Consider the following 17,977-nt stretch of genomic DNA (forward strand, 5'->3'; position numbering starts at 1 on the left):
TTGTTTAAGATAACTAAGCATAGATACTGTTTATATAACTATAACAGTTCTTTATAACATAAAGATAAGTTAATTGGAAACATTTCAAGTTTTATAGTAAAATGGCATTACTCAACAATTATTGAAGACTTAAAAAGTCTAAGTCATTGTAAAATTACGAAGCAATTCAATAAAAATGCTATTTTTAATTTTGAATATCATTCTCCTTACAGTTGCTCGCAATAATATCAATCTTTATCTTATAATGCCGGTAAAATTCTTAATTTATCGGGTTGACTAATCAAATCTAAATATGTATTAAATATTAACAAATTAAGGATTGTTTTCTGATTAATAAAAAACTAAATTCAATAAATGAGGAATTTATAGAAGCCGTAAAGATGGTAATATATAGCAAGTTATAGCGCTTTTAGAGAACGGGGCTATTAATTTTTCAAGAGTGTACAGGAAATATAGCCTTTCATTATTCCACTATGAACAACAATTTCCAAATGACTCAATTATTAACTAGATAAAGGGGCGGATCCTAATATTACTAATAATAGATTTATGTGAAACCGCTTACATTTAACATGCACATCCTAAAGTTTGATAATATAAATACGCAAATGAAAGAATTTCTTGAAAAGAATAGTGAAAAATATGACATTCAAGTAACAGAGATAGAACCAACTATTTTTTCACTACAGTTGAAGAAGAAAATATAGAAACACTAACAAGTCTTTTAAAAGAACATAAAATTATTTTAGATATTAGACGCAGCAATTGTGACACTCCTTATGTATAAACAGTTAATAATAAAGAGAGGGTAAAAATACTTATTGAATACGGTATTCAGTTAATATAACAATATAAAGACTATGGTGAACATATTCCTTTAAATATAACACAATCCCGATATAATTTAAATTTCTTATAGAAATAAAATCTCCTATAAATCTTACAAATAAAAATAATCAAACTCCTTTAGATATAACATTATTAAGGGGCATAAAGATATGATAAACTTATTAAGCAGTACAAGTTTATTTAAAGTAAAATTATCTTGTAAAACACATGAGATAGTAATAAATGTTCTCTATACTTAACAATACTACACTAAATAAGGAAGTATTGGATCAGAAAGAGAATAGCCAGACTATGTAAGCCTTTGGCATTCCTTAAAACCAATGCTCTATGGTTTTAGAGCAAAAATTCTATATTAGTTTAGTTGTTGAACATACTACTACACACGAACAAGAGTAGACACTGTCTCACGTATTTATAAAACTGTTCTATTTCATTCCAGCAAAAGCGGAAACCTAGAAAAAACTTAATATAACATATTTGACAAAACAAGTTTTTATATGTTTTGCTAGATTTCAGCCTCCGCAGATATGATATTAGGATAACTTTTGTACTAGAATAATCTATATAACAAAAAAGCTAGAAACATTAATACTTCTAGCTTTAGATTTAGTATAAAAATAAGTTTAAATTCTATTCATCAAACATTTTTTTACGAGCAAATTTTCTTTGTCTTCTCGCTGCTTCTTGTGCTTTACGGACACGCTTTGCTGAAGGCGTTTCATAATAGCGCTGTTCTTTCATCTTACGAAAATAAAGCTCCCTTTGTAGCTTTTTCTTAAAATTCTTAAGCGTGTTATCACAATTACCGGCGTGAACATTCACTAGTATCACTAAATTACTCTCCTTATAAAGATATTGTGGTTTGAATTATATTGAACTATAATAAGTTACATGTCAAGGTTAAAAAATATGACCACCCAGGAAGAACATTATATCAAAAAATTAAGCTTCATACAATCTTTATTAGAATTATTACCTTTTAATGAATGGAATAATAAGCTCCTTGAAGAAGCAGAAGAAAAGTGTAGCTTTGCCAAAGCCTATAGCTTAATACTTTTTCCGGAAGGATTATCTGAAATAGTAGAATTCTTTGAGAACTATTTAGATAAAATTTTATTAGAAAACTTAAGCATAATAGAAGAACCAACAAAAATAAGAGAGAAAATATCTTTAGCTATAAAGATCAGAGTTAAATCGGTACTACCTATTATTCATAGTAAAAACGCTGCTTATTTTGCATTAAACCCAATACAAGGTACTCAGGTTGCATTCCGTAGCTGTGATGCTATTTGGCGTTATGCCGGCGATAAATCTTATGATTTTAATTACTATACTAAAAGAAGCTTATTACTCTCGATTTATGTCTCGTCTATTCTTTTTTATATTCAAGACGAATCAGAAAATTATATTGATACTGATAAATTTATTGCGAATTCTGTAGAAAATATAGTAAAAACTTGCTCACAAATGAAAAAACTACTCGCCCCTTCAAATATTCCCATAGTTAGGATCTTTACTTAAATATATTTTTGTGTAAAATAATTACCTGGTAGGTTTGAAATCAGTGTATGGTGATTTGTATTTTAGAATTTATTAAGTTGTATAGTAATGAAAGCTTTACCTAGTAGCATTAATAAAAAACTGTCGATTATTACCGTATCAAATTAGAAATGCTATGCAACTTTAAGCTAGCTATTCTTTCATTATAAATCAAAGTTAATTATTATTTAGTAACTCTTTACAAAGCATAAAAATAAGGTCAAGGATTATTTGTTGATAAACTTTTAAAACAAAAATATTAAGAAGCAAATGCTAAGTTTTAATTTGTGGTAAAATAATGTCTTCTTATCATGATAAATCTGCGGTTCTTGATTCTACTTCTTTGATAATTGTACTTGCTGGAGAAAAAGGACAAGAAAAAATTAACGTGCTACCTGCTACCATACACTATAGATTGAGTACTATAAATATTACAGCAATGGTAAATTCTTAATAGATAAATTGAAAGGAGCAAATACATAAGCTATACAAAATCTTATTCCCGTTTGATTAGGAGCATGCTTTTTTAAGCTAAGAAGTAAACTAAACAACTATGGATTATCACTTGGTGATAATCCTACCTTGCACTTACACTATCAAAAAATTATCTGGTATATACAGCAGACAAAGCTTGAGCTAGCTTGTAATTTAAAAGTTGTAGTATTGTTTTGATTCGCTAATTTTTATCAAGAAATATTTTAAAGGTCTTCAACACTTTATTTAAGAAACTTTTCTGATTCTTTTAATGATAACCACTGTGTTGGTTATTCAATATTTGTTGATGCTTTTGTTCAATAATTATCTTCAAGATTTTCTCTCCAATCCTTGTATCTTATTTCTTCAAAAGAAAGTTAATTATTTTTCTTATATTTTGAAAATATTTCTCCTATATCAGGAATAGGAGAGAACACAGCTTGGTTATCGTTATTAATTTTCTTCTTATTAAGAATATTAATTTTAGAAAGTTTTGTGGTTTTCATTTGTCTCCTAAAATTAAATAGTTTAGTACAAATTTATGTATTTATCTCTTTATCATTATCTATTATTATAAACCAAGCTATTATAATAATTTCTAAAATAATGACAAATACTAAATATTATACTGAAGTTAGTTCAAATGCTGATTTTGCAGCTATAGAACGAGCAATACTAAAATTGTGGCAAGACAATAATATATTCCAAAAATCTATTGATAATAGAACTAAAGAGGTCGCTTTTATCTTTTATGACGGTCCGCCTTTTGCAAACGGTTTACCGCATTACGGTCACTTGCTTACCGGCTTTATTAAAGACGTATATGCTAGATACCAAACCATAAAAGGTAAGAAAGTCGAGCGTCGTTTTGGCTGGGACTGTCATGGTCTTCCTGCAGAAATGCAATCAGAAAAAGAGCTTGGCATTTCAGGACGTCTTGCAATAACTAACTTTGGTATAGAGAAGTTTAATAGTCATTGTAGAGCTTCGGTAATGAAATACGCCGGTGAGTGGGAGCAATATGTCACTCGTCAAGCAAGATGGGTAGATTTTAAAAATTCTTATAAAACGATGGATAAGAATTTTATGGAATCTGTCCTTTGGGCTTTTAAGGAGCTATATAATAAGGGGTTATTGTACGAATCTATGCGGGTAATGCCTTATTCTTGGGCATGCGAAACACCACTTTCTAATTTTGAAACAAGGCTTGATAATTCTTATCGTGAGAGAGTTGATAAAGCAGTAACAGTGAGTTTCGTGTTAAGAGACAAACTACCACATGGTAAATATAAAGAATATCGTATATTTGCTTGGACCACAACACCTTGGACTCTTCCTTCAAATCTAGCCCTTGCAGTTGGTAGTGATATAGATTATGCATTATTAGCCCCTAACAATGATATTTGTTATATTATAGCTGCTTCATCAGTTTCTAAATATGCTAAAGAATTAGAATTAAAAGGTGATGAGCAATTTACTATTATTAAAGGCTCAGAGCTGCAAGGATTAAGCTACAAGCCTTTATTCAACTATTTCGAGAATCATCCAAATAGCTTTAAGATATTTGCTAGCGATTTTGTCGTTGAAGGTGAAGGCACAGGTGTTGTTCATATGGCTCCAGGATTTGGTGAAGATGACCAAATACTTTGTGAATCAAAAGGTATCAAACTAGTTTGTCCTATTGATAATAGAGGTAGGTTCACTAAAGAAATTCCTGATTTAGAAGGCTTGCAAGTATTTGATGCAAATGACAAAATAATAATCAAACTTAAAGAGCAAGGAAATTGGCTAAAAACCGAGCAGTATATTCATAATTATCCTCATTGCTGGCGTACCGATACACCTCTTATATATAAGGCTGTTCCATCATGGTACGTAAAAGTGACAAACTTTAAAGATAAAATGGTAGAGTTAAATCAGCAAATTAACTGGATACCTTTCCACGTTAAAGATCATTTATTTGGTAAGTGGCTTGAAAATGCTCGTGATTGGTCGATAAGTCGTAATAGATTTTGGGGCACCCCCTTGCCTGTATGGAAGTCCGATAATCCAAAATATCCACGCATAGATGTTTACGGCTCTATAGAGGAATTAGAGAAAGATTTTGGCGTTAAAGTTACTGATTTACATCGTCCGTTTATCGATGCACTTACTCGGGCAAATCCTGATGATCCAACCGGTAAATCAACAATGCGTAGAATAGAAGACGTGTTTGATTGCTGGTTTGAAAGCGGCTCAATGCCTTATTCGCAAGCTCACTACCCTTTTGAAAATAAAAAGTGGTTTGAGGATCATTTTCCCGCTGATTTTATAGTTGAGTATTCAGCACAAACACGTGGCTGGTTCTATACTTTAATGGTACTATCTACCGCTTTATTTGATAGTCCACCGTTTTTAAATTGTATATGCCATGGTGTGATTTTAGACTCTACTGGTCAAAAACTTTCAAAGCGTCTTAATAACTACGCTGATCCGCTAGAGTTATTTGATAAATATGGCTCTGATGCTTTAAGAGTTACTATGCTATCTTCAAACGTTGTTAAGGGTCAGGAGCTGTTAATTGATAAAGAGGGTAAGATGGTATTCGATACTCTGCGTTTATTCATCAAACCTATTTGGAATGCCTACCATTTCTTTACGATGTATGCTAATGCCGATTCACTTAAAGGCAAGTTTGATTTTACTTCTGAAAATGTGCTTGATATTTATATATTATCTAAGCTTAAAATAGCTGTACAAAAAATTGAAGAAAGTTTAGATAATTTTGATACACAAATGGCTTATCATAAAGTATCAGAGTTTTTTGAAGTTTTAAACAATTGGTATATAAGACGCAGCCGAGTAAGATTTTGGAAAAGTGAAAAAGATGCAGACAAACAAAATGCTTATAATACTCTATATTCATGTTTAGAGACCATGGCCATTGCGATGTCAGCACTAGTGCCTATACTTTCCGAAGCAATATATTTGGGGTTACGCAATATTGTCATCCCGTGGCTTGACTCCCAGATCTCAGAAGATAAACCTAGTAGGATACTAGATCCCGTAATCAAGTCACAGGATAACATAAAAGGATGCGGGCATGACAACTTATCCGTCCACCTATGTAACTATCCCGATCTCTCAAACTTTGAGGTAAATCATGAGCTAGTGGCTACTATGGATACTGTGCTTGATATTTGCAGTAATAGTCTATTTATTAGAAGTAATGCAAATGTACGAGTAAGACAACCACTTGCTAGTATAACTATAATCAGTAAACATAATGATAAACTTAAAAATTTTGAAGATTTAATTAAAGATGAAATTAATGTTAAGGCGATAATTTATCGTGATGATCTAGAGAATCATGCAACTAAAAAATTATCGATTAATTTTCCTATGCTCGGCAAACGTTTACCTTATAAAATGAAAGAGATTATAGCTGCTTCTAAAAAAGGCGAGTGGGAAGCTACTGCAAGTAATTTAGCTATATGCGGTGAAACCTTAAATAGTGAAGAATATAAGCTAGTTTTAGAGCCTTACCCACATATTAAAGGAGCAGCAAGTTTTGCGAATAATAGTAGTTTGTTAATACTTGATTTAGAGCTAACGCCTGAATTAATAGAAGAAGGAATAGCTCGAGATATTGTACGCTTCATACAACAAGCTCGTAAAGATGCTGATTTCTCTATAACTGAAAGGATTTTAATTGAGATAATAAGCGAGCCTAACTTATCTAAAATAATCAATATTTATGGAGATTATATTAAAGAACAAACTTTAAGCGAGTTTGCTAAAGACTTTACCCCAGATTATGTCAATGAAATAGAATTAGGAAACCATAAAATACAACTTAAGATCAAAAGATAGTAAATATATCTTATTATCAATTAAGATCTTAATAATTTAATTAGGTTATATTAATAGTACGTTAAATTAATTTAGGTAAATTATGTTGCAAAACTCCTACATAACTCTGAGGGGAAAAGGTTTTTAGATTAAAATTAATTAGCCAAACACTACTAAACCAAAATCAGAAGCCCAAATATAATAACTAACGAATATCTAGATAAATACATTAATGCAATCTATCCTGAAGAAGGTAATGCATTTTATATATTATTTAGTTCAAATAACCCTATGTTATAGCTTAACTTTTAATAATTTAATTTAAGAATCAATAGAACATTAGAAGGAATAGAACAAAATACAAAATATCAACAATCTTTATAAGCAAACCTTCTTTAAAGCAATAAACGAAAAAACTTGAAGTAATTAAAAATTTTGTTTAAACATATGGTTTTGATATAAGGCTAAATACCATCTTACACACCATTAAGTACCGCAATTAATGAAAAAACAGTAAAAATGTTTAAAATATCTTTTACTAAAAATGCTAATTTAGATGACTACAAGAGGTCAAAACATTATTAAATGCAGAGGCAAAAATTAACGATAATGAAGATCCATCATCCTTAACATCAGAACATGGACGTGCCACAGTAGTAAAATATTTACTTGAACACAGGGAACTATAATGTTAGAGGATGGGGAAAAGAAAATTGACATCGCGATGTATTGTTACTATTAATTCAGCTAACTAAGATTTCCAAATATAGTACCATGATTATCACATTTCATGGTACTATACGCTTTTTTATAAATAAATCTAAATCCATATAACTACAGAAGGAAATAATCATTTTAAGAACATAAATACAAAAAAGCTCTAGAAGCTTATAGCACAATAGATAAAAGTATTATTCTTATGCTCTATATTTATATAGTAGAGTGTTACTTTCAACAAGATAAATTTAAAGGTGACCCTGCAGTGCAGAGCGTAGTACAATAAATGAGCAAAGGCGAATTCTCCAAAATCTGATTGTATCAAGTCTTTCTAAAATATGCTGTAATAATTTTGCAAATTAAACGAGTATATCAAGCAAATTCCAATAATATCTGTCCTCTTACAACATTATCCTTTTCATTAACATAAATTTTAGCTATTTTACCGTCACTTTCAGCAAGAATCAGGTTTTCCATTTTCATAGCAGTTAAAACCATAATTTCTTGTCCTGCTATTACTTGCTGCCCTTCCATAACTTTTATTGATGCAATCTGACCACTTAGAGGAGCTTGTAATTCAGTACTTTCTTCTACTACTACTTTTGAGACCATCAACGCTTCAAGTTCTGATATACGAGGAGAGCGAACAAATGCTTTTACACTAATACCGGCATGTGATAATACATAACCGGTCCTGATATTCTCAATCCTCACATTTGTCTTTTTACCGTTAATTATAGCTGTAAAAAGTTCATTACCTAAATTCCAGTTACTACGAATATATATTCGGTCACTTTCGTGACGTATATTATAGCCATTTTCAACAGGTGTAATTAATACAGGGAATAGTTTATCATCAATAGTTACCACCCATCTAGTACCTATTTTATTAGCTTGATTATTAATATTGCCGGAAATTAAAGAAGCACGTCTTTGTTCAGATATATAAATGAAAATAGCTGTTGCTAGAAATACTGTTGTTACTTCTGAGGTTAGACTAGCTCCTGAAAAACCGTCAGGATATTCTTCTTGAATAAAGGCAGTAGAAATATCGCCGCTAACAAAACGCGGATGTAGCATTACTGCTTCTAAAAAACTGATATTATGAGCAATACCGTTAATTATATAAGAACTCAAAGCCGAACGCATTACCTCAATTGCTTGATCTCTTGTTTCACCGTAAGTACATAATTTTGCAATCATCGAATCATAAAACATACTTACTTCACTACCAAGCCCGATCCCTGTATCTATACGGATATTAGGACTCTTTGCAGGTTCGGAATAAGCTATAATCCTACCGCTAGAAGGTAAAAAACCTCGGCTTGGATTTTCAGCACAAATTCGGGATTCAAATGCCCAACCTTTTAATTTTACGTCATCTTGCGTAAAAGATAATTTTCTACCAGCAGCAATTTGTATCATTTCTTCAACAATATCTATACTGGTAATTAGCTCAGTAACAGGATGCTCCACTTGCAACCTAGTATTCATTTCTAAAAAATAGAAATTTTTATTGCTATCTACTATGAACTCAACAGTACCTGCCGAATAATATCCAACTTTTTGAGATAAAGATATTACCTGTCTATACATTTCTTGTCTTACATCTTCGGTAATAAAAGAGCTTGGTGCTTCTTCAATTACTTTTTGATGGTGACGCTGTATTGAACATTCACGCTCTCCAAGACATACACTATTACCGTATTGATCGGCCAGTAACTGAATTTCGATATGACGTGGAGTTTGAATTAACTTCTCAATAAATAATCTATCATCACTAAAACTATTGGCTGCTTCAAGTTTTGCCGACTCAAAAGCATTTGCCATTTCAGCAGGGTTATTCACCACTCTCATACCACGCCCGCCTCCACCGGCAGCCGCTTTTACTATTACCGGAAAACCTATTTCTTTGGCAATATCTACTGCCTGTTTAACATCTTTTATAGTCCCCATATAACCAGGAACGGTACTAACACCCGCCTCTATTGCAATTTTCTTTGCTTCGATTTTATCGCCCATTTTTTTAATGGTTGTAGCACTAGGACCTATTAAAACTACTCCTTCTCTTTTGAGAATATTGGCAAAATTTGAATTTTCCGATAGAAAACCGTAACCTGGATGTACTGCACTTGCCCCACTTTCACGAATCGCCGAAATAATATTTTTAATAGATAAATAACTTTCTGTTGCAGGAGAATCACCTATATAATAAGCCTCATCCGCATGCTGCACATACATTGAGTTTGTATCTGCTTCAGAATATACTGCAACCGACTTTATACCCATCTTTTTTAAGGTACGTATTATCCTAACTGCAATCTCGCTACGATTAGCAATTAAAATTTTATCAAATAATGGTTTATTCATAGTTTTTTATTATAAAATAAGCTTTATTCTTAACTTAGTAATAATCTAAATAATTAAACAACATAGTTATTAATGTAATACATTCCATATGTATTATTAATTTATAATTACTATTTTCTTTCAGGTATAGCATATATTTCTTCTAACATCGTCGAATATACATACATCTTGAACTTTCACAGGTATAAACCGGTGGCACTTCTGTTGGTGCTAAGTTTAATAGATCTAATAAGTTTATACTTCGTATGATATAAATAATTTTTACTTTCCACATAATAACCTTTGTGCTCTAAAGTTGGGCGTATGCGGAGTAGCAGGAGTGACTGAATTCATAGAGACTGTAGATGTATCCTTAATTTCTTTAATATTTCTAATAATTCTAGTGACTGCATGCATATGCAGTCACTAGAATTATTAATATTTTGATCTTTAGGAGTAGGAGTTGTTTTCATATTAACTATCCAATATTTATATTCAAATCTTTTAATTACTGTCATACTACATATCAAGCAAGCTTTGTTGCGTGGTGCTCGATGTCATTCCCGAATAGATCGATTTTTTTTGTCATTGCGAGGAAATGACATAGTAATAGACTAAACAATCCAATTAAAAATACTAATTTTTAAGATTTTTTATTACTTGTTTTTCGATTTCCACCTACACAGGAATGACATTTATAATGGCAAATTATCATGCTTTTTCCAAGGTAATTCTACTTTTTTAGTACGTAAGAAATTTAATGCCTTACATATTCGCCACCTAGTATTTTGTGGTCTTATAATATCATCTAAATATCCCCTAGATGCTGCAACAAAAGGTGAAGTTACTACTTTTCTATATTCATCGATTTTTTGTTTTTTAGCTTCAGGTACTTTACATTCTTCCTTAAATATTATCTCGGCTGCTCCCTCTGCACCCATAACAGCAATTTCAGAATTAAACCAAGCATAGTTTATATCGCCTCTAAGATGCTTAGAGTTCATAACTATATAGGCACCTCCATAGGCTTTACGGGTAATTACGGTAATCTTCGGCACTGTAGCTTCTGCATAAGCATATAAAAGTTTAGCACCGTGTTTAATAATGCCGTCATGCTCCTGAGATGTACCGGGCAAAAATCCTGGCACATCCACAAGACTCACTATCGGAATATTAAAAGCATCACAAAATCTAATAAATCTTGCTGCTTTTCTTGAAGCATTTATATCTAAACATCCAGCCAAATGTAATGGTTGATTAGCAACAAAACCTACCGGATAACCCTCCATATAACCAAAACCAATAATGATATTCTTAGCAAAATCAGGTTGTAGTTCAAAAAATTCTCCCTCATCAACGATACGCTCAACAAGCTCTTTCATATCATAAGGCTTATTAGGAGTATTAGGTATTAATGTGCTAAGAGACATATCAACTCTATCAGCAGGATCAACAGTTGAACGAACAGGAAGAGGACTACGATTGGATGACGGCAGGAAATTAAAGAACCTACGAATTTCAAGCAATGCTTCTATATCATTGTTAAATGCAAGATCGGCAACACCACTTTTAGTGGTATGCATCTTAGCACCGCCGAGCTTTTCTTGACTCACTTCTTCACCTGTAACAGTTTTTACTACATCAGGACCGGTTACGAACATATAAGAACTATTCTTAACCATAAATATAAAATCAGTTAAGGCAGGAGAGTATACCGCACCGCCGGCACAAGGTCCCATAATTAAGGTAATTTGTGGAATAACACCAGAAGCTAAAACATTACGCTGAAATAATTCACCGTATCCGGCAAGAGCATCTACACCTTCTTGAATTCTTGCTCCTCCTGAATCGTTAATACCAATCACGGGAGCAGCGGTTGCTATAGCTTGATCTATAATGTCGCAGATTTTCTTAGCATGATATTCACCGAGTGAACCACCAAGTACAGTAAAATCTTGGCTATAAATAAATACTAACCTACCATTTATCGTACCATGTCCCGTTACAACACCGTCACCTAAAAACTTTTTATCCTGCATCCCGAAATTATCGCATCTATGTGCTACAAACATACCTGTTTCGGTAAAGCTATTTGGATCTAATAATACTTCTATCCGCTCACGTGCAGTTAACTTACCTTTGTGATGTTGTGCATTGATTCTAGCTTCCCCCCCCCCTTGCCTTGCAATATTTTTTCTCTCATCCAATAACTCAGGAGATATTATATTACTTTGATTCATAAATATTTTATAGTTTTATTTTCCAAAATATCGATAGTATAATATAATAATGTTACCCTGAAAAGATAATTATTTATGTCATCTACCGAAGATACAAAAGAAAAACTAAAAAGAGCCAAATTAACGGCTAAATTTAATAACTTATCAACTGCCTTAAAGAAGAATTTACAAAGAAGGAAAAAAATCCACAAAGAAAAGAATAATATCGGCAATAAACCCGATTTGACATATTAATATAAATGGCATTAGTATTTTAATATTATGGACACAAACAAATTATATCTTTTCAAAGATAGACGATTTTTACCGAATTTTATAATACAATTATTTGGTTGTCTTAATGATAATATATTAAAAAATACTCTTGTAATTCTTATTACTTACAGTATTTCAGGAGCTTTAAGTAAATATACTAATCTACTTGTTTTAATTGCTAATGCTACTTTTGTACTACCCTTTATAATATTCGCAAGCATAGCAGGACAAATTGCTGATAAATATGAACGTGCTAACCTTATTAAAATAATTAAGATTTGTGAAATCGGTATAATTGCCCTTACAATTTATGGATTTCACCATAATAATCTGCTAATTCTGTTTTGTTCTACTTGCTTAATGGGTATACACTCTACTTTTTTCGGTCCAATCAAATATAGCGTATTACCTGATCACCTCAATAAAGACGAATTACTTGGAGCTAATGGTTTTGTTGAAGCCAGCACTTTTATCAGTATTTTTATTGGTACTATAATCGGTAGTTATTATACAATTAGCAATAATTTTATAATTTATTCCTTAATTACCATTGCCTTTCTCAGCTTTATTACAAGCCTTTTTGCACCAAAATCGGGTAACGCAAATCATAATATTAAAATAAATTTTAATATTATAGATGAAAGCATAAATATGATTAAATATGCTAAAGCAAAAAAACAGATATATCTAGCTATACTCGGCATTTCATGGTTTTGGTTTATTGGAGCTGCTATAATTTCTCAAATACCTTTACTTGCTAAGATAACTTTTAAAGCCGATGAGAATGTTGCTAACTTATTGTTAGCGGTTTTCTCGCTTGGTGTTGGGGTCGGTGCGTTTTTATGTAGCAAAATATTTGAAGATGAAATTACTGTTAAATATCTATTTATTACAGCACTAGGTATCAGTATTTTCGGTACTGATTTATTCTTTGCAAGTAGAATTAGTTCAGTTAACTACGAACCTACTCAACTAAAAAGTACTTTAATATTTTTATCGAAAAGACATAATTGGCGTATAGTTATCGATTTATTTTTCTTAGCAACAATAGGCGGTCTATATATTGTCCCACTGTTTGCGACATTACAACATTATGCAAACCCTGCTCATCGTAGCAGAATTATTGCCATTAACAATCTTGTCAATTCCATTTTCATGGTAGGATCAATAATTATTTTATCTTTATTATTTTACCTAAATTTTACTATACCCTGGATTATATTATTTATTAGCCTCGCTAATATAATCGTTACTATATATATTTACCGATTAATACCTGAAGTTAAAATTATTCCGTATAAACTATTGCGGAGAATATTTCAAATCTGTTTTGATATTATTTATAAGGTTGAAGTAAAAGGATTTGAAAATTTTCAAAAAGCAGGTAAAAAAGTAGTAGTAGTGGCTAATCATATTTCATATCTTGATCCGCCGCTAATTGCTACTTACTTACGAGAAGAAATGACTTTTGCAATTAGTCCGGATATACAAAAAATATGGTGGATTAAACCATTTTTACGTATGGCCAAAACTTTACCGGTTGATCCAAGTAATCCAATGGCAATAAAGACCTTAGTAAAAGAAGTACAAAAAGATCAAAAAGTAGCAATATTTCCGGAAGGTAGAATAAGCGTTACCGGCTCTTTAATGAAAATTTATGAAGGTCCGGGCATGATCGCTGATAAAGCCGGCGCTACCATTTTACCGGTTAGAATAGACGGAACTCAATTTACTCACTTATCAAAATTAAAAAACATATTAAAAAGAAAAATATTCCCTAAAATTACTATAACGGTTTTACCACCGGTAAAATTTGCTAATATGAATGCTGCAAGTAATCAAGAACGACGCAGTTATATAGCCAGGACTCTTTATGATATAATGGCCGACATGATGTTTGAGAGTTCAGACTATAAAAATACTTTATTTTCGTCTCTTATAGAAGCTGCTAAAATTCATGGATTTAAGAAAAAAATAGTTGATGATTTTGAAAATAATGCAGTTACTTATCGAGATTTAATATTAAAATCTTTTATACTCGGTGATTTAATCAAAACAAACAACATCTTTGGTAGAAATTTAGGCTTAATGTTACCTAATACCACGAATATGTTAATTGCTTTTTATGCTATGCAATCTAGCGATTATGTTCCTGCTATAATTAATTGGAGCAGCAGCATCAGTACTATTATTAACTCCTGTAAACTTGCACAAATTAAAGTGGTATACACTTCAAAACAATTTATCGAGAAAGCAAATTTATATGAATTGATAACTAACTTATTAGATTTCGGTATTAAAATAATATATTTAGAAGATTTTAAAAATCAGATTAGTATCGCTCTAAAACTAAAAGCCAAAATAGGAAGTTATTTTGCACAAACTTATTACAATTATTTTTGTCGTAATCGTGATGACGAAAAACCAGCAGTAATAATTTTTACTTCAGGTACTGAAGGCGAACCTAAAGCCGTATTACTATCTCACAGAAATTTACAAACTAATAGATATCAAATAACTGCTAAAATACCTTTTAGCCCTGAAGATATAGTATTTAACTCATTACCTTTATTTCATTGTTTTGGTCTTGGAGGTGCAATTATTACAACTTTAAATGGTATTAAGCTATTTTTATATCCTTCTCCGCTAAATTATAGTATAATTCCTGAAGTGATATACGATGTCGGAGCAACTATATTAATTTCTACTGATACTTTTTTAAACGGTTATGCTAATTACGCTCACCCATATGATTTTTACTCATTACGCTATATATTTGCTGGTAGCGAAAAATTAAAAGAACCTACAAGACAATTTTGGCTTAATAAATACGGCATACGTATTTTTGAAGGATATGGGATTACAGAAGCCGCGCCTATTATAGCTTGCAATACTCCTATGCACAATAAAGCAGGCACGGTCGGAAGATTATTACCCAAAATTGATTATAAAATTGAGAAAGTAGAAGGAATAAATGAAGGGGGACGTTTATTCATCAGGGGACCTAATATAATGCTTGGTTACTTAGACTTAGAAAATAACCATACTTACAGAGAATGGTATGACACCAGCGATATAGCTAAAATAGATTCTGAGGGCTATATAACAATTTTAGGACGTGTTAAGCATTTTACTAAAATAGCAGGGGAAATGATATCTCTTACAAAAATTGAAGAACTTGCAAGTGAACTTGATCCTAACTCTCTGCATGCCGCTATTTCTGTCCCAGATAAAACACACAAAGAAAAGATTATTTTATTTACTACTGGCTCTATTATAAATAGAGTAAACTTTACAGATGTCGTATCTAAAACGCAAATTTCTTCACTACATTTACCAGCAGTAATTATTACCGATTCAGAAATACCTCTGCTTGTAAACGGTAAGATTGACTATCTTGAAATGATGAAAAATGTGGATAGGTATATACAATAAATTTTAAGGAAAATATATGTCAGTACATAATAGATAACGAGCGAATATCTCATAAGTTTACTAAGAGCTTAACAGCACTATAAGATCACTACTGTAAAATTTTATGAAACCATAGAAATACTTTTTGGTGGTAATACCAAATTTTGGATTAGGAAAATTAAGAAGGTAACTCTGCAACATACGACATTATAACATATTTTAAAATGCTATATTTAGATTTTATAACACAAGAAGATACTGATGACTATTGAATTTACAAATACACCAATAGGAAAAATTAAAGAAGACATAAAAAATTGGAACCATATAAGCATTATACAAGCCTTTGAAGAACGTATAAAAACTGAACAGACAATAAGGAAATATCCTACATATAAGTAACGTAATATTATTTTAACTATTGGGTAGTTTGAAAGTAGGCATTGTTTATAAATTAGCTTCTCCAGCATCATCCCTCGACTTGATCGACAGTTGTTACATAACTTGAAAAATACATCCAATATTATTCCCGCGTAGGTGGGAGAATAAAATTCTGAACATTTGTACACTACGTGTTAATCCACAAATAATTGCTTTAAATATAGCAAACCATAAATAAACACACCTATTATGATAAATATTGGAGTTAAAGGTAGGTTAAAATAGAAAGAGCTAAGTGCCGCACAAAAATTAATAAATAAAGAGATAAGAATTGATATTATAATCATCTGAGATGGACTATACGCCACAAACCGTGCAATCATAACAGGAATAAGTAAAATAGCAGTCACCATAAGTACCCCAACAATCTTTATAGCAGAAAATACCGATAATGAGAGCAGAAGTAAAAATATTAGCTCAATAATATTGACCTTTAAGCCTTTTATGACTGCAATATCTCTATTGATAATTATAAGAAGAATTTGATTATAAAAATATATTATAAAGCCTATAATAGTTATTAGCACTATTGCAAGTATAATCAAATCATTAAAAGATACAGATAAAATATCCCCAAACAACAAATGTACTATATTATTCTGCAAAGAAGTAAAATAATTAATAACTAACGCTATAGCTAACATAAAGCTAGAAATTAAGTTAATAACCGAATTTTTTTCAGAATTATTTTTAAAAATGAACACAAGAAATGAAAAAAGAATCGCAACTATTATGCCTGAATATATTAATGGACAATGTATCATAATACTTATGCTAGCTGCTAAAAAACTGCTATGAGCAAGCCCGTCACTGAAATAAATATATTTCTTCCATAATGCAATGCAGCCAAGGGGGGCAAATATACAGCTAATTAAAATTAAGGCTAGTATTATTAAAATCATCTAAGTATGTTATATATGTTTGTTACACAGTGGGGTAATATTCATGTCATTCCCACGAAAGCAGGAATCCAAGAAAAATGCTAAAATTGTTAGTACTATAAAGTTGTTTCTGGATATCGTGGCAAGCCATGGTATGACATTGGAAAGCATCATATAATATACCTATATCTATAAGATTATGTCATCAATTGATAAAAAAGAATTAGAAAAATTTGAGAAAATTTCCCATAATTGGTGGAATAAGGACGGAGAGTTTGGTATCTTACACCATATAAACCCTATTCGTCTTGAGTATATAATAGAGAAAATAACCTCACATTACAACTCTATTTCTAAATTAGAAATATTAGACGTTGGTTGCGGGGGAGGATTAATTGCAACGCCTCTAGCACTTCAAGATTTTAACGTTACGGCCATTGATGCACTGCACAGTAACATTGAAACGGCAACTGCTTATGCTAAGGAAAAGGGTGTAAAGATAAATTATTTACAATCTACTATAGAAGAGTTAAAGAGCGACAAACTATATGATGTGGTCATTTGTCTTGAAGTTATTGAGCATGTAGAAAACATACAACAATTTATACTAAATTTGGTGAAGCATATTAAGCCAAACGGTATAGCAATAATTTCTACAATTAACCGCATTAAAAAAGCTTATGTACTTGGAATAATAGTTGCTGAATATATTTTAGGATGGGTGCCAAAAAACACTCATAATTATAGTAAATTTTTAAAACCCTCGGAAATTTATGAAATGCTTACGGACACCGGCGTTGAAATTAAGGAGCTGAAAGGTTTGGTATATGATATAGCTAAAAATGAATGGAAGTTAAGTGACAATATAGAAGTAAATTATTTTATGTGTTTAGAAAGAAAAATGCATTAGAACCGTGGCTTAACCACGATATCCAGAAAAAAATTTAAAAAGACTGGATCCCGTGATCAAGTCGTGGAATGACAAGG

At 31.3% G+C, this 17,977-nt stretch carries 14 protein-coding genes (1 of these 14 only partly in view); 7 read left to right on the top strand and 7 right to left on the bottom strand.

Annotation, left to right across the window (positions count from 1 at the left end; all coding sequences use genetic code 11):
* Positions 1-21, bottom strand: partial view of a sensor histidine kinase NtrY-like gene (locus AAGW17_RS00080; protein WP_347938935.1) — the beginning only. 1,770 nt of this gene lie to the left of the window's left edge; only the first 21 of its 1,791 coding nucleotides appear in the window; its start codon is at positions 19-21; the stop codon falls past the left edge of the window.
* 551 nt (positions 22-572) lie between these two features.
* On the opposite strand from AAGW17_RS00080, the gene AAGW17_RS00085 reads away from it, so the two are divergent.
* Positions 573-707, top strand: coding sequence for a hypothetical protein (locus AAGW17_RS00085; protein ID WP_347938936.1), 135 nt, complete (start codon positions 573-575; stop codon positions 705-707).
* Positions 708-1,479: 772 nt separating this feature from the next.
* On the opposite strand, the gene rpsU is transcribed toward AAGW17_RS00085, so the two are convergent.
* Entirely contained in the window at positions 1,480-1,680 is a 201-nt protein-coding gene (gene rpsU / locus AAGW17_RS00090) for a 30S ribosomal protein S21 (RefSeq protein WP_012148483.1), read from the bottom strand.
* 78 nt (positions 1,681-1,758) lie between these two features.
* Here rpsU and AAGW17_RS00095 point away from each other — a divergent pair, with 78 nt between their 5' ends.
* Both AAGW17_RS00095 and AAGW17_RS00100 read left to right on the top strand, forming a co-directional pair.
* Positions 1,759-2,370 carry a COQ9 family protein gene (locus AAGW17_RS00095; protein ID WP_347938937.1) on the top strand — a complete coding sequence of 204 codons (612 nt, stop codon included), beginning with the start codon at positions 1,759-1,761 and terminating at the stop codon, positions 2,368-2,370.
* Positions 2,371-2,686: 316 nt separating this feature from the next.
* The gene (locus tag AAGW17_RS00100) at positions 2,687-2,842 is read left to right on the top strand and encodes a hypothetical protein (RefSeq protein WP_347938938.1); all 156 of its coding nucleotides are present in this window, start codon (positions 2,687-2,689) and stop codon (positions 2,840-2,842) included.
* A gap of 397 nt (positions 2,843-3,239) precedes the next feature.
* Here the strand turns inward: AAGW17_RS00100 and AAGW17_RS00105 are convergent, their stop codons facing one another.
* On the bottom strand, positions 3,240-3,368 hold the full coding sequence (locus AAGW17_RS00105) for a hypothetical protein (protein ID WP_347938939.1): 129 nt from the start codon (positions 3,366-3,368) through the stop codon (positions 3,240-3,242).
* A 100-nt stretch (positions 3,369-3,468) separates the two neighbouring features.
* On the opposite strand from AAGW17_RS00105, the gene ileS reads away from it, so the two are divergent.
* Positions 3,469-6,714, top strand: a complete 3,246-nt coding sequence (ileS, locus tag AAGW17_RS00110) for an isoleucine--tRNA ligase (protein ID WP_347938940.1) — start codon at positions 3,469-3,471, stop codon at positions 6,712-6,714.
* Between the two features lie 1,068 nt (positions 6,715-7,782).
* On the opposite strand, the gene AAGW17_RS00115 is transcribed toward ileS, so the two are convergent.
* The 3 genes from AAGW17_RS00115 to AAGW17_RS00125 all read right to left on the bottom strand — a co-directional run bounded on the left by AAGW17_RS00115 (position 7,783) and on the right by AAGW17_RS00125 (position 11,999).
* Complete coding sequence (locus AAGW17_RS00115; protein WP_347938941.1) at positions 7,783-9,780, bottom strand: acetyl/propionyl/methylcrotonyl-CoA carboxylase subunit alpha; 1,998 nt, start codon at positions 9,778-9,780, stop codon at positions 7,783-7,785.
* Positions 9,781-10,109: 329 nt separating this feature from the next.
* Positions 10,110-10,277, bottom strand: coding sequence for a hypothetical protein (locus AAGW17_RS00120; RefSeq protein WP_347938942.1), 168 nt, complete (start codon positions 10,275-10,277; stop codon positions 10,110-10,112).
* A gap of 177 nt (positions 10,278-10,454) precedes the next feature.
* A complete protein-coding gene (locus AAGW17_RS00125) occupies positions 10,455-11,999 on the bottom strand; it encodes an acyl-CoA carboxylase subunit beta (RefSeq protein WP_347938943.1) in 1,545 nt (514 codons plus the stop codon).
* A gap of 75 nt (positions 12,000-12,074) precedes the next feature.
* Between AAGW17_RS00125 and AAGW17_RS00130 the strand changes: the two genes are divergently transcribed.
* Positions 12,075-12,233, top strand: a complete 159-nt coding sequence (locus tag AAGW17_RS00130; RefSeq protein WP_347938944.1) for a hypothetical protein — start codon at positions 12,075-12,077, stop codon at positions 12,231-12,233.
* Between the two features lie 27 nt (positions 12,234-12,260).
* On the top strand, positions 12,261-15,689 hold the full coding sequence (locus AAGW17_RS00135) for an acyl-[ACP]--phospholipid O-acyltransferase (protein WP_347938945.1): 3,429 nt from the start codon (positions 12,261-12,263) through the stop codon (positions 15,687-15,689).
* A gap of 554 nt (positions 15,690-16,243) precedes the next feature.
* Here AAGW17_RS00135 and AAGW17_RS00140 read toward each other — a convergent pair.
* Positions 16,244-17,011, bottom strand: coding sequence for a metal ABC transporter permease (locus tag AAGW17_RS00140; RefSeq protein ID WP_347938946.1), 768 nt, complete (start codon positions 17,009-17,011; stop codon positions 16,244-16,246).
* A 178-nt stretch (positions 17,012-17,189) separates the two neighbouring features.
* On the opposite strand from AAGW17_RS00140, the gene ubiG reads away from it, so the two are divergent.
* A complete protein-coding gene (gene ubiG / locus AAGW17_RS00145; RefSeq protein WP_347938947.1) occupies positions 17,190-17,900 on the top strand; it encodes a bifunctional 2-polyprenyl-6-hydroxyphenol methylase/3-demethylubiquinol 3-O-methyltransferase UbiG in 711 nt (236 codons plus the stop codon).
* Positions 17,901-17,977 lie beyond the last annotated feature (77 nt).

Source organism: Rickettsia sp. Oklahoma-10 (assembly GCF_039954865.1).
Lineage (GTDB): Bacteria > Pseudomonadota > Alphaproteobacteria > Rickettsiales > Rickettsiaceae > Rickettsia > Rickettsia oklahomensis.